Origin of the sequence: Bacillus sp. 22446, assembly GCF_052044955.1 — a bacterium.
Lineage (GTDB): Bacteria > Bacillota > Bacilli > Bacillales > Bacillaceae > Bacillus > Bacillus altitudinis.
Genome location: NZ_JBQEOD010000008.1, coordinates 23,889 through 38,097, shown reverse-complemented (window position 1 = coordinate 38,097; position 14,209 = coordinate 23,889). Strand labels below are relative to the sequence as shown.

At 41.1% G+C, this 14,209-nt stretch carries 13 protein-coding genes; 7 read left to right on the top strand and 6 right to left on the bottom strand.

Going from position 1 to position 14,209, the window contains the following annotated elements:
• Window positions 1-280: 280 nt before the first annotated feature.
• From ACTJJD_RS14715 to ACTJJD_RS14700, 4 genes are all read right to left on the bottom strand, one after another.
• Window positions 281-1,042 carry an ABC transporter ATP-binding protein gene (locus ACTJJD_RS14715; RefSeq protein ID WP_440608587.1) on the bottom strand — a complete coding sequence of 254 codons (762 nt, stop codon included), beginning with the start codon at window positions 1,040-1,042 and terminating at the stop codon, window positions 281-283.
• Window positions 1,043-1,055: 13 nt separating this feature from the next.
• Complete coding sequence (locus ACTJJD_RS14710; RefSeq protein ID WP_440608586.1) at window positions 1,056-3,383, bottom strand: FtsX-like permease family protein; 2,328 nt, start codon at window positions 3,381-3,383, stop codon at window positions 1,056-1,058.
• A complete protein-coding gene (locus ACTJJD_RS14705; RefSeq protein ID WP_440608585.1) occupies window positions 3,380-4,633 on the bottom strand; it encodes an MFS transporter in 1,254 nt (417 codons plus the stop codon). Before ACTJJD_RS14705 ends, ACTJJD_RS14710 begins: the two co-directional genes overlap by 4 nt.
• A gap of 69 nt (window positions 4,634-4,702) precedes the next feature.
• Window positions 4,703-5,353, bottom strand: a complete 651-nt coding sequence (locus ACTJJD_RS14700) for a TetR/AcrR family transcriptional regulator (RefSeq protein WP_008347371.1) — start codon at window positions 5,351-5,353, stop codon at window positions 4,703-4,705.
• 160 nt (window positions 5,354-5,513) lie between these two features.
• On the opposite strand from ACTJJD_RS14700, the gene ACTJJD_RS14695 reads away from it, so the two are divergent.
• The 7 genes from ACTJJD_RS14695 to ACTJJD_RS14665 all read left to right on the top strand — a co-directional run bounded on the left by ACTJJD_RS14695 (window position 5,514) and on the right by ACTJJD_RS14665 (window position 12,276).
• Window positions 5,514-6,626 (top strand): CdaR family transcriptional regulator, encoded by a 1,113-nt coding sequence (locus ACTJJD_RS14695; protein WP_440600136.1) that lies wholly within the window; start codon window positions 5,514-5,516, stop codon window positions 6,624-6,626.
• 117 nt (window positions 6,627-6,743) lie between these two features.
• Window positions 6,744-8,015, top strand: a complete 1,272-nt coding sequence (locus ACTJJD_RS14690; protein WP_039962847.1) for a GntP family permease — start codon at window positions 6,744-6,746, stop codon at window positions 8,013-8,015.
• A gap of 29 nt (window positions 8,016-8,044) precedes the next feature.
• Window positions 8,045-9,184 carry a glycerate kinase gene (locus ACTJJD_RS14685; protein WP_440608584.1) on the top strand — a complete coding sequence of 380 codons (1,140 nt, stop codon included), beginning with the start codon at window positions 8,045-8,047 and terminating at the stop codon, window positions 9,182-9,184.
• A gap of 93 nt (window positions 9,185-9,277) precedes the next feature.
• On the top strand, window positions 9,278-9,616 hold the full coding sequence (locus tag ACTJJD_RS14680) for a zinc ribbon domain-containing protein YjdM (RefSeq protein ID WP_017359922.1): 339 nt from the start codon (window positions 9,278-9,280) through the stop codon (window positions 9,614-9,616).
• 328 nt (window positions 9,617-9,944) lie between these two features.
• Window positions 9,945-10,874 carry an ABC transporter ATP-binding protein gene (locus tag ACTJJD_RS14675; RefSeq protein ID WP_079920001.1) on the top strand — a complete coding sequence of 310 codons (930 nt, stop codon included), beginning with the start codon at window positions 9,945-9,947 and terminating at the stop codon, window positions 10,872-10,874.
• Window positions 10,871-11,821 (top strand): ABC transporter permease subunit, encoded by a 951-nt coding sequence (locus tag ACTJJD_RS14670; RefSeq protein ID WP_243824732.1) that lies wholly within the window; start codon window positions 10,871-10,873, stop codon window positions 11,819-11,821. Before ACTJJD_RS14675 ends, ACTJJD_RS14670 begins: the two co-directional genes overlap by 4 nt.
• 26 nt (window positions 11,822-11,847) lie before the next feature.
• Entirely contained in the window at window positions 11,848-12,276 is a 429-nt protein-coding gene (locus tag ACTJJD_RS14665; protein ID WP_440608583.1) for a DUF4064 domain-containing protein, read from the top strand.
• A 44-nt stretch (window positions 12,277-12,320) separates the two neighbouring features.
• Here the strand turns inward: ACTJJD_RS14665 and ACTJJD_RS14660 are convergent, their stop codons facing one another.
• Both ACTJJD_RS14660 and ACTJJD_RS14655 read right to left on the bottom strand, forming a co-directional pair.
• Complete coding sequence (locus tag ACTJJD_RS14660; protein WP_046344821.1) at window positions 12,321-13,649, bottom strand: CitMHS family transporter; 1,329 nt, start codon at window positions 13,647-13,649, stop codon at window positions 12,321-12,323.
• A gap of 257 nt (window positions 13,650-13,906) precedes the next feature.
• A complete protein-coding gene (locus ACTJJD_RS14655) occupies window positions 13,907-14,203 on the bottom strand; it encodes a hypothetical protein (protein WP_025208270.1) in 297 nt (98 codons plus the stop codon).
• Window positions 14,204-14,209 lie beyond the last annotated feature (6 nt).

The window sequence follows — 14,209 nt, the reverse complement described above, 5'->3', positions numbered from 1 at the left end:
CGAGACAAGTGTTGACCTTTCAGAAAGGATGTTGAAATGAAAAAAAGATTTCAAATGTTAAACTGGCAAATGACAATTGTGATTACGACGCTTTTACTTGTTTTAGTCACTCTTTATATCTCAAAGAGATACTTTTATAGCAAAGAAATTGAGTTGCTGACAGAATCTTGTCAACAAGAAGACGGCAAAATCATACTAGAAACAAATAGTTTGACTATGGATTACTCCTTTGAGTGTAAGAAAAAATAAAACAGGCAGCTTTCTGCCTGTTTTACACCAATTAAAACCCTAAGTTTTGTAACCACTTGTTTAACAAGGCCTCTCGTTTCTCATCGGTGAAGCGATCGTATTTTCCTAAATTTAAATGAGCTGAAATTTCACCGTCATTCATAAACAAAATTCTTTCAGAGCAAAGGGCCACTTTTGGATCATGGGTGACGAGAAGCAGAGTTGTTCCTTCAGAATTGATTTGTGAAAAAATATCCATGACTTCCTTTGTGGTGCTTGAATTAAGAGCACCTGTGGGCTCATCTGCAAAAAGAATGTTTGGTCCATTCATAAGAGCTCGACAGATAGAGGCTCTTTGGAGTTGTCCTCCTGATACTTCTGATAAATATCTATCAGCTAAATGCTCAATATCAAGTTTCTCCATTAGATATTTTGCTCGTTCATTGACTTCTTTTCTCGGCATTTTCTTCGCTAAGTAAGCTGCAGCAATGATGTTATCAAATAGATTGAGGTTTTTTAGTAAGTGGCTGTGTTGAAAGACGAATCCCATCTCTGATAAGCGCAAAGCTGTTAACTGTTTGTCTGTCATTTCTGATAGCAGTTGACCTTTATATTTGATTTCCCCTCTGGAGGATGTCTCTATACCGCTAAGTTGATAAAGCAAAGAGGTTTTTCCACACCCTGAAGGTCCCATAATGGTGACAAATTCTCCACGTTTAATTGATAAGTGAATATTTCTAAGAATGGTCTGTTTTTGTCCTTTTAATGAATCAATTTGTAAAGACAATTGTTTCGCTTCAATTAATTGTTCCATGTGAAACATCTCCTTATGAAAGTGTATGACGGCTGATTTTACTAGAAAAAAAGGACTTCAATAACCACGAGATGACAGTTAAATTCACCATAAACAGCAGGAGAGGATACACGATCCAAACCCATTTCGGGGCTAACCACTGAAGGCTGGATGCTCCTAATGATGCTCCGCCTGCACTCATCAACGCCGGACCAATAGTATGAACAGCGATTGCTCCAATGAAGGCACCAATAGAGAGAACGACGATAAAACTTGTTAAGTATTGATAGGTTAAATCTTTTTGAGAAAAACCAATCGTCCTTAACAAGTGAGTACGATTTAAATCTTTCGCCCTTAACATGTGCAGAAACATCATTAACATGAGGCTGGCTGTTCCAAAAGCTGCGATGGTTGAAAATAATGCAATCACTTTTACTAGAGATGCGGTGCTTCCTATTGTTTGATGCACATATTCTTTCATATCTGTCACTTTTGCAGGAGACATATTTGTTTCAAGTGCTGCTTTTTTTCCTGCCATATCTATTCCTTGTTTTAATTGTATTTGAATGGTTTTCCAAAGGGATGATTGAGGAAAAGGCTGAGATAATGCTTTAGCAGTTTTCCCTCCGTTGGTAACGTCTTGATAAATGCCGGTAACCATTTTTTGAACTTGCTGTCCATTTGTGGCGAGAGTGACTTTTTCACCTATCTTTTTCTGAAGTGAGTCAGCACTCAACACCGATAAAGCAATCTCTTCCTCCTTCAACGGTTCCCTTCCTTGTAAATAGGTGAGAGGGAATGCTGATAGATCACCTGTTTCTAAATAGAGCGTTTCTAATGTATTCTCCATTGTTTTGGCTTGTAGAGAAGTTGTTTCATAGACGGCAGATGTTTGAATGTCTTGGTCTTCGCTAATCATAGACTCTATTTTATTTGTACTTTTCTCTAAATCATTTCCCTGCCGAATATCAATTCGAAGGTCACTTTTTCCAGAGCCAAGATATGTGATGAAATCTGGTGATTGTAATGTGTACCATAACTGAATCGGCATTAACATTAAAAATGTACAAAGCGCAATAATACAGGTAATTGTTGAATACATCTTTATTCGCGAGAACAGATCTTTCAAACCAAACCAAAAATTGACTGGGAGGAAGCTGTTTTTTTGGAGGTGCATAGGAATTTGTTTTTTACGGCTTGGTGAGCTTATGACGCCTTGAATAGCTTGAGCGGCTGATATTTGACCAAATCTCCTTAGGACAGTATAGCTGAATGAGATGACGATCATTGCCGTCAAAATTGACACCAAAAGCGGGATCACCTGATGAATAAAAGAGAAGCGATTCCCCATATATTGCTGAATATTGGCTGTAAACAAATCACCAAACATGAGTGTCATCAAATATCCCGCTATACACCCTATACAGGCAAGCACAGCATATTTCCCAACGTATAATTGTTTGATTTTTGATAAAGGGATTCCTAGTACTTTTAAGATTCCAATTTCACGTTCATCCTCTTCTATAGTTGCGGTCATAGCGAGACGAAGAGAGAGGAGGGAAATGCTAATGAGCAGAAAGCAGACAAGAAGGAGAATGGCGATCACCATACCATCTGTTAGGGCATTCAGCATGCGAAGCAGGGGTAATGTGACAGCAGGCCCCTGTTGTGGCAGCTCAGATGATTGATAGAGTGATTGAAAAGCATCTGCTTGACTAGCATCATGCAATAAAAATTCAATTAAGTACTCCTTTTTTTGAAACACTTGATTCAGTGCCACCCAGTCCGCATCATGCAGAAGAAATCTCTTTGAACTGACAAGACTTGGATTCATTTGGGCATCTCGTAAGAACGTTTTGATTTGAAAAGAGAATTGATGAGAGCCTTTTGAAATGAGTAACCTTTCGCCAATCTTTAAATGGTATTTTTGTTGAAAATAAATAGGGACTGCTACTTCTCCTTTATTGACAGTGAGCTTTTCATTTCGTTCGTTTAAAAGGAAATCAAAATAGCGATTTTGCTTTACAAATAAATGATCCATCACACCCGCTTGAGCAGGCTCCTGCCCGAACTTGATGCTGACGTGTTCGATCGGAATCATTGGAACAATTTGATGTGCCTTCACCATCGACTGTTTACTTGAAAATATATCGACCGCTTTTTCATCTAAGCTGCCATCGTGCATTTGGACAAAGTCTGGTGCTTTGGCTGATTGGAGTAGATCAGAAATGGAACCATTCAGCTGGACCGTCATTTGCGCAGCGCTTGTTGCTAAAAATGATGTCATCATGATGCAAAGGGTTAAGCCGATTGAAATGAGACGGTGGTGGGTTAGGTCTTTCTTGATAAACGTCAATCTCATGAGGCTGATTCTCCTTCATGTCGAAGCGTATTTTTTGTAAGGAAGGCAAGTGCAAACATCAAGGCACTGACGATTAACACGGTCACATACATGCTGGCGGAAAAAGTGTTGAACAAGAACCCGTACATCATTTGCCCGAGCGGTGCAGCACATTGAGAGACCATTGTTAGATTGGCCATGACTTTTCCTAATTGAGCATTGGGTGTTTTCTTTTGCACATGTGAGATGACAACGATCGAAATCATGGTGAGCAGCATGGCAATTGGGAGACACCCTGCTAAAAAAAGAAAATAGGCTGGAAATGTACCAAATTGAAGGGCCATCTTGGATGTTGAAAAAGCAACAGGCAGCAAAATGACTGCGATGACGAGCAGCCAGCGATACAAAGTAGGAATTCGCCAATGTTTCGCTACAAGCCCAACTAGCAGGGCGCCTGCGATGACGGCAAACTCAATGATGCCCATCCCTATTCCATACATGATGTCACTGCTTTTCATTGTGACCCTTAAAATAATGGGACCTCCAACGATAAAAAATGGTGTGAGGATGAAATTTAGCAGCGCTGCAAGCAGCATGGCTCTTTTTAAAAATGACTGGCTTCCGATATAGGAAAAGCCTTGTTTCATATCTTTCAAGAGTACTTTGGTCATCGGTTCTGCGAGTGGGCTAGGTGAGAAAGAGATATTTAACCGTAAAAGCATGCATGCTGATAGAAAAAATACAATGCTGCTAGCGCCTATGATGACCTGGCTCCCAATGAGTCCGTATAAAACGCCGCCAATGATAGGAGCGACAACACCTGAAAGGGCCTGCACGCCATTCACGATGCCATTTGCTTGTTCTAATTTTTCTTCTTTCACTAGCTGAGGAATACTCGACATCACAGCAGGAGCATAAAATGTACTCATGACACCAAGGAGAATCATGACGGCTCCAATCATATAAAGTGAATCATGACCTGAAAATAACCAGAAATAAAAAGCCAGAATCATAATGCCAGTAAGAACATCAAATAAAATCATCAAATTTCTTCTGTTAAACCGGTCAGCAATTGCTCCTGCTAATGGCGAAAGGAGGAGCGGGATATTGGATAAAGCGAAAAGCAGAGCATATAAATCAACACGATGTGTCATATCCAAGACGTGTAAAGATAGAACAAAACGAATCAAGGAAGACCCGAAAACGGAAATAATTTGCCCGAGAACGAGATAGATAAAATGGGTGGAGCCATTTTTGGTTGATAACGACATGAAAATCACTCTCCTTTTAGACCGACCGTCAGTCTATAATGTATGCAGGATTGGCATTGAAGTGACCAATCACTGATTATTGTCTTCCGGTTCTCCAGTTAAACGTTGGAGAAGGAAGGAGAAACTTCCCTTTTCTGCATGTAATGAGGCTTCAAGGATTGCGATAAATGCTAGAGCTCGTTGTATGCTTTCCGCTGTGGTCCATTGGAAAAGTCCCTCATCAAAGATAACCTGTGCAGAAGCGAGGAGAAATTCGACAGTTTCTTGCGGGTAATCCGTTTGAAATATCCCTTCTTCTACCCCTTGCTGAATGACTTCTGCTAAAACGGGTGATAGCTCTGTAATGGCTTTGATCAAGCTTTTTTGATGCATCTCTGCATTAGCAGGCTGATGAAATTGTTCGATCATGCCTTCTTTATGGCTGCCCTGTTTAGGAGATTGTGCCATGATGATGCGAAATAATTTATCGACCACTGAGATATCTGGATCAGCGGCAATACGCTTTGCCTCGATGATATCTGCTTTTATGATCCGGTCAATGATTGCATCCATCACTTCTTCTTTGGAAGTAAAGTAATAATAGAATGTGCCTTTTGCAATGCCAACGGCTTTGAGGATGTCAATAATTGTGGTTTGCTGATAGCCTTTGGTTGAAAAAAGCTTCTCTGCTGCATTTAAGATGTCATTTTTGCGTTCCTCAGGATGTTTAACGGTTCTCATAAAACCATCCTTTCTTTTGACTAGACTGTCGGTCGGTCCCTTGATTTGATTAAACACTTTTTGGCGTATCTTTGTCAACGGCTGTTTTTTTAAGCTTTGCATTTATTGTGCAATGACACTATGATACATTGAATGAAAACCCCTTCAGGAGAGATGCTGAATGCAATTTTTAACCAGTGAATTGGCTCAAGAGATGGTTGAACGTACGATGCATATTTTACATCAAAACATCAATGTCATGAATGCAGATGGTGTCATTATTGGGTCTGGTGAACGAAAAAGGATTGGACAAAAACATGATGGAGCACGTCTAGTGCTGTCAAGCGGAGACAGTGTGGAGATTGATCAGGAGACATCCCGCCGCTTAAAAGGCGTGAGACCTGGAATCAATCTGCCTATTTGCTTTCGCGAACAAGTCGTTGGTGTCATTGGGATTACGGGTGAGCCAGGGGACATTCGTCATCATGCCGAGCTGGTGAAAATGGCAGCTGAACTCGTATTAGAGCAGTCTTTTCTACTTGAACGCTTCCAGTGGCGGCAGCGAATAGAGAGTGAAATTGTGAATCAGCTCATCTCCGAGTCTGACATGGGTGATCATCAGCTGAAGCACCGTGCTGACTGGCTTGGAATGGATTTAGACAAGAGGCGAATGGCTATTGTTTTTCAGCCGATTTCATCGTCTGAGGACACTGTACACAAAATGATGCATGCCATTCAATACGATAAGAATGCGGATGATTTACTAGGCATGACCTTCCGTCATGAATTGATCCTGTTAAGACAGCCGATATGTGACCATCAATTCAAGCATGTGATCGAACAGCTACAACAAACAATGGCAGGTGCAGTTGATGGACAAGTGCTCGTGGGTGTAGGAACTGTCGCTGAGGATATGAGTCAATTACCGTTGTCCTTTCAGCATGCGAGAGAGGCCCTGCGGTTAGGAAAGGTGCTCCATCCAGAGGGAAGCATATATGTCTTTGAATCTTATCAGCTTGAAAGCTTGTTTATAAAAGCGAGAGCCGCCAAAGAGGGCAAACGGTGGAGTGATTTTTATCATCCGCTGATACAAGAAACGGAGCTCGTTCAAACGTTAAAGGTTTACATTGAAGAGGGCGGGGATTTACAAAGAATCGTTGATCGTCTATTTATTCACCGTAATACACTACGATATCGTTTAGATAAAATCCAGGCATTGACCGGAAAAGATCCTCGTCATGTGAAACAGTTGATGGAGCTGTACATAGCACAATTGGACAATCAACTGTCTTAATTGTGCATTTGCACAACTGGATGAAGAAATAAATAAAAGAAGTTCATCTGGATTCACAACTCGATCCCAATGGGTAAACGCTTACAATTAAGAAAAGACAATCAGGAGGGATGGAGTATGGGTGGAGATGTGACAGTGAGTACATTGGGCGCATTGACTGCGCTTGTAATCGCTATTGTTCTTATTCTAAAAAAAGTATCACCTGCTTATGGCATGCTGGCAGGTGCATTTATTGGCGGTTTGGTTGGCGGTGTAGATGTTGTGCAGACCGTGAACGTCATGATGGAAGGCGCAAAGGACATGATTCCGGCTGTTCTCCGAATCATGGCGGCAGGTGTACTGGCAGGGGTTTTAATTGAGTCGGGTGCTGCGTTATCTATTGCGGAGGCCATCGTGAAAAAGCTTGGAGAGGCGAGGGCACTTTTAGCACTCGCACTTGCAACAATGATTTTAACAACGGTGGGTGTTTTTGTAGATGTAGCAGTCATTACAGTAGCACCGATCGCACTTGCCATTGCCAAGCGTGCAAAACTTTCTAAAACGGGGATTTTACTTGCGATGATTGGAGGAGGGAAGGCGGGGAATATCATGTCACCGAATCCGAATGCCATTGCAGCCTCTGATGCTTTTGGTGTACCGCTTACTTCCCTGATGGCGGCAGGTGTCATACCGGCTATTTTCGGGATAGCCGTCACATATGTATTAGCCAAAAAGCTTGCGAATAAAGGGACACCAGTTCTGGAAGAGGGAGCAGACCAAGGCGAGGTTCAAGTACCTGGTTTTCTACAAGCGCTTGTCGGCCCACTTGTGACCATTCTCTTGTTAGCCTTGAGACCGTTGTTTCAAATAAATATTGATCCAATGATTGCCTTACCAATAGGAGGAATTGTTGGCGCTCTTTTCATGAAAAAAGGGAAGTTTCTCAATGATTATGCGATGTCAGGGCTGCATAAAATGTCAGGTGTAGCGATCATGTTACTAGGTACAGGCACATTAGCTGGAATTGTATCGAATTCTTCCATGAAAGAGGTATTTATTCAGGCGCTTGACGCTTCGGGATTACCTCCTTACTTGCTTGCACCAACGTCTGGAATTTTTATGTCGGCGGCCACAGCTTCGACAACTGCAGGGACGGCAGTTGCAAGTGGTGTATTTAGCGGAACTCTTATTGGTCTTGGTGTATCTGCCCTTTCAGGCGCAGCTATGATTCACGCTGGCGCAACTGTGCTAGACCATATGCCGCACGGAAGCTTTTTCCATGCAACGGCAGGAAGTGTTCAAATGGATATAAAAGAACGGTTGAAATTAATGCCCTTTGAATCGTTAATTGGTTTGACATTAACCGTTGTATCGACCATTATCTTTGGTATTTTCCAGCTGTTCGGCTGAGGACTTAATGAGAAACGAGGGGTTTTTGGATGAAAATTGTGATCGCACCAGATTCATTTAAAGAAAGTTTATCTGCTTATGAGACAGCATGTGCCATTGAACGAGGATTTCGCTCTATTTTGCCACATGCAAAATATATGAAAATCCCAATGGCAGATGGAGGAGAAGGCACAGTTCAATCGTTAGTGGATGCGACAGGCGGAACCATTGTCCAGCAAGTGGTCACAGGTCCGCTTGGCAAACCTGTGGATGCCTTTTTTGGTATGTTGGGAGATGGGCAGACAGCTGTCATAGAGATGGCAGCAGCATCAGGATTACATCTTGTCCCGCCAGAAAAACGGAACCCCTTATTCACGACGTCTAGAGGGACAGGAGAATTAATGCTTGCAGCGCTGGATAAAGGAGCGAAGCATTTAATCATTGGGCTTGGCGGAAGCGCAACAAATGATGGTGGCGTTGGCATGATGCAAGGTTTAGGTGCTTCTTTTCTCGATGAAGCAGGCCAAGACCTCACGCCGGGCGGTGGATCACTGAATCAATTAGCTTCTATTGATCTATCTCGACTGGATCCAAGATTGCGATCAGTCCGTCTGGAAGTGGCGTGTGATGTGGATAATCCTTTAACGGGTGAAAGAGGAGCGTCTGCTGTGTTCGGTCCTCAAAAGGGAGCAGATACAGAAATGGTTCAACTGTTGGACAAGAATTTATCTCATTTTGCACAAGTGGCTAAGCAGCATCTTCATGTCTCCTTTGGTGAGGCGGCAGGTGCAGGAGCGGCAGGAGGAATGGGCGCGAGTTTATTAGGCTTTTTACAGGCTGATCTGCAAAAGGGAATTGATATTGTACTGAAAGCCGTACATTTTGCTGACGTACTAAAGGACGCTGACCTAGTCATTACAGGGGAAGGCCGGATTGATCAGCAGACCATTTACGGCAAAACGCCGATCGGTGTAGCCAAAGCTGCGAAACAATATGGACTCCCTGTCATTGGCATCGCTGGGTCCCTCTCAGAAGACAGTGCAGTCGTACACGATCATGGCATTGATGCACTTTTTAGTATTGTCCCTGGCGTCACGACTCTGGCTGAAGCCATGCATGATGCTAGTGTGCATGTAGAGAGAACAGCAAGGAATATTGCGGCTGTCATGGCATTTGGAAGAGATAAGTAAATGATGAAAAATGTTTCCTTTTCTATCACATTCCTTTCTATAGAAATGTGGTAAAATGGTTCTAAATGAAAAAGAAAGTTGGAGGAAATACAAATGTCTAATCTACCGAATTGTCCATCGTGCAGTTCAACCTATACATACGAGGATGGCAGCATGCTTATTTGTCCAGAATGTGCGCATGAATGGTCGCTAGAACAAGAACAAGCGGCAGAGGAGCAGCTAGTTGTCAAAGATGCGAATGGAAATCTATTAAGTGATGGTGACACGGTCACTGTGATCAAAGATTTAAAAGTCAAAGGCTCTTCTTCGGTTTTAAAAATAGGGACGAAGGTCAAAGGGATTCGTTTAGTCGAAGGCGATCATAACATTGATTGTAAAATTCCTAGCTTTGGCGCAATGAAGTTAAAATCGGAGTTTGTGAAGAAAGTATAATATATGAAAAGAGGCTGTCGATCATCAGCCTCTTTTTTATTTCGATATTTATAGGTGAAAGGTATAATCTTAAACATCATTTCATACATATGTACCTATTGAAAATCATTCTTTTTTTAAAAAATCAAGCCTCTTTTCTTATAAAAATTCACGCTTTTCTTAACTCTACCTTAAAAAAGGCAGATGATTCTCTAAATTTTGCCTAATCCCCTTCACAACTTTTGGGCATTGCTGTACCATATGGAAGTGTTCTTCTATTTTTGACGGATCATGGTGTTTATCAGGAAATAGATGATAGATGATACTTAGACAAAGAAGGAGAGGTAACGTGACGAACGTTTTAGAACTGCAAAATGTATCTAGGCATATTCGCGGGAAAAAGATTGTTCAAGACTTGAGTTTCTCTGTCCAAGCGGGCGAAGTCTTTGGCTTCTTAGGGCCGAATGGCGCAGGAAAAACGACAACCATTCGCATGATGGTCGGTCTTTCTCCCATTACATCCGGTGACATTCTGATTAATGGTCATAGTATTCAAACTTCATATCAGCATGCCATCCAAGATGTCGGTGCAATTATTGAAAATCCAGAAATGTATAATCATTTAACGGCAAGACAAAACCTTGTTCATTTTGCCAGAATGAATGGAAAAGTGGATGAAGGTCGAATTGATGAACTGCTAGAACTAGTTAGTTTGCAGCATGTGAAACATAAGCGTGTCCGTACGTTTTCATTAGGAATGAAGCAGCGTTTGGGGATTGCTCAGGCATTGATACATAAACCGAAACTGCTAATCTTAGATGAGCCGACCAATGGACTAGATCCAGAGGGAATTCGTATGATACGAGATTACTTGAGAAGGCTGGCAAAGGAAGAAGGGCTTGCTGTCATTGTTTCAAGTCATCTCATGTCAGAAATGGAATTGATGTGTGATCGTTTCGCCATTATCCAAAAAGGAAAGCTGATTGCGATTGAGGATCAGCGTGCGGAGACGAAGCAGGATGATTTGGTCAATTATCGAATGAAAGTAGCATCAAGTGAGATTGAAGAAGCTCAAAAGCTCATTGAAGCATTTGAGGAAGGTATCACAGTTAGAGAAGAGGAGCAGTACTTATTCTTCTCCATCCTAGAAGAGAAGATGCCACAATTGATTCGTCATTTGAGCGAAGCTTCTATTCATTTGTACGAAATCAAAATAGAAAAACAAACCTTAGAAGATAAGTTCTTAAGCTTAACAGGTAAAAAGGAGGCAGACGTATGATTCGCCTCATTCAAAACGAGTGGATGAAAATCAGTTATCGTGTGGGTACTTGGATTATGGTTGGGCTTCTTGTTTTAGGTATGATTGCCACGTTGATCTTTGCTGTTAAGACAAATGACGGAGATCAAGCATCCGGTGATTGGAAAACTGAGTTGCAAGAAATCAATAAAGCAAAGAAGCAAGAATTGAAAGAGGATAATATAAGATTTTATAAGAGATCCCTTGAAACCGAAATAGCGATCAATGAGTATCGAATCAAACATGATTTACCTCCAGCCGATCAATTCGGTAAAAATGCATGGACTTATGTGAAAACAAATGCTAATTTGCTTCAGCTGGTCGGTGTATTTGTGATTATTATTGCAGCCACAATTGTCTCGGCTGAATATAAGCATGGTACAATTAAATTATTATTGATTCGTCCGCCATCCAGGTTGAAGGTTCTTTTGTCTAAATACTTTACCGTTCAACTATATTCACTTTTCCTGATCGCTGTCCTATTTATCTTATCCTTTATCTTAGGTGCGATATTCTTTGGACTAAACAATGATTATGTGTATTTGGCTTATCAAAATGGTGAAGTCATTGAACGGTCTCAGTTTGCAAATATGGTCTCTTATTATTTGGCGCATTGTGCTATGTTTGTTGTATTAGGGACACTTTCTTTTGCCATCTCAACGGTGTTTAGAAGTGAGGCCATTTCCATAGCGATTAGTGTATTAGCCTATATTGTGGGAGCATCCATTACAAGCATTTTGATGTTCTTCTTTGATTGGGCGAAATACTTATTGTTTGCCAACGATCCTGTACAGTATTTCGCAGAAACACCTACTTATATCGAAGGCATGTCCCTAGGTTTCTCACTAACGGTCCTAGTCATTTATTGGGCCATCTTCTTGGCGGTTGCTTTAATCGTCTTCCAAAAGCGAGAAGTAAAAACAGGTTAATTTAACTTTTTAGGAGGTTTCTATCAATGATTAAGCGTAAAGGTGAAAAAATTATGGGGATTATCAGTATTGTCCTCAACGTAATTGGTGTTGGTTTTGGGGCATTGATGCTCTCTGTGGACCCAGCAGTTTATGAAGAATTGAATGAAGTGTTAAAAGAGGAAGGCAGTGCCTTGCCAGTTGAAACACTTGAGGCATCGGTTCATGCCTTTGGCGTTCAGTTTATGGTCGTTTCCGCAATTGCGGCTGTCTTAGCCCTTGTTGGTGTGATTGTCTTGAAAACAGACCGCCGTGCCGTGCTTTCTGGTATTCTTTTCATGGTTTCCGCTGTGACTCTTTTAATTGGAACTGTTGGTCTTGCTTTCGTTCCGATGATCTTGTTGCTAATCGTTGGATTGATGTCACTAATTAGAAAACCGAAAACAGACATTCACACGAGTGAATATCCTTCATAATTCAAAGAAAAAGACATGCGCTGATTTGCGCATGTCTTTCTTTTTTATATGATGCCAATCAGTTTGGCGATGATGAGTAAAACGATACTGAATCCCCACATCCAAAAGAAGGAGTAGCGGATATGTTTCCCCATATCGACCCCTGCAAGACCGATGGCGAGCCATACAGCAGGTGCAAGGGGGCTGACAAAGGTGCCGATGATATTTCCAATCATCATGGCGTATGCTGCAGATGTCCCTGACACACCAACCTCTGATGTAATCGATTCGACAATCGGCAGAAGTGCATAATAATAAGCATCCGTACTTGTCAGCATATCAAGCGGAACCCCAAATATCCCTACAATGATATGTAAAAATGGCAGTAAGAAAGCTGGCAAAATGTGAATACTGTCCACTGCAATCGCCTTCAGCATGCCCGTTCCTTCAAGAATTCCTAAAAAAGAACCTGCGGAGAAAATTACAGCTGCCATCATTAGTGCACTTGGGGCATGCGCCTTAATTCGCTCCATTTGTACATTCACATTTGGAAAGTTAATCAGAAGTGCTAGTGAAAGACCAATCATAAACATATAACTAGCAGGAATCACGTTCAGCACGAGAAGGACAACAACAGCTAAAAATAGAATGAGGTTGACCCACATTAAGTGATAACGCTTTAAAGACGCATCGCCTGTTTCGCTGATCGATTGAATAGCACGATCCCAATCGGCGCCTTCTAATTGAACAGCAGCTACTTCATTTGCGGCGATTTTCACCCGAATTCGTTTTTCTTCTCTTTTTCCTAAAATGAATGCCATTCCTAATACGAGCACGACCCCGATCAGCTGAATGGGAATAAGCGGTACCCACAGTTCAGATGGGTCCATATTTAGGACACTAGCTGCCCGTCCTGTGGGGCCAGCCCATGGAATCATATTGGTTAATCCAGCACTCGTCCCGATTAACAATAGCAATAAATAAGGACTCATATGTAATTTTTTATAAAGTGGAAGCAGTGCAGGTACAGTTAATAAAAAGGTTGTAGCGCCTGCTCCGTCTAAGTGTGCGATGACTCCAATCAAGGCAGTTCCCATCGCAACTGTGACAACATTCCCTTTTGTCAGCTTGATTAACGCTTTAATTACAGGTTCAAAGAACCCTGTATCTTGTAAAATGCCAAAAAATAAAATGGCGAAGATAAACATGGTCGCCACTGGCAATACTTTGATAATCCCTTGTTCAAAGAAAGTTTGAATGTCATTGATACCAAATCCCGCGATGAGTGCCCCTATTAAAGGCACCATGACCATGGCGACAATTGGACTTGCTTTCCCCCAAATCAGCAAAACAACAATCGTTAAAATAATCAACAATCCAACAAACGTTAACATAAGCCCCTCCCCCTACAATAAACCGTTTACATTTGTTTGTTTTTTTACCAATGCAATCCCACATTTGCATTGAAAAAAAGAGTATCAAAAATATGAGTATTAGGCAACCGCTTTCATACCTATACAATGGTAAAAAAGGATGGCGGGGCCAATCATGGTGCGGTGTTTAATATGTCAAAAAATTTAGAAAAAAATCCACTTAAAATGGTAAAATAAAAAACGTCTGTTTCGGACGTTTTTTATTAACAGTTGATAATTTACTTGATCCAGAAAAATGTCACTATAATTAATAGTAATAAATATAATGCAGAGCAACCTCTATAAATTCCTTTATTAAATTGTAGGGGAGGAGATATAAAAGTCACTAAAATGGTTGGACCAAACAAAGTGATTAAAAAAAATCTATAATCAAAAAAGAAAGTACAGATTGATAAGAGTATTGAAAAATAAAATACAAATATAAAAGAACTATTAATTGTGTTTTTAGAATCTCCCTTGTTTTCCTCTAAATGATCATCTAGTAATTTATCTATCTTTTTTTTATTAATAAACATAAGGAC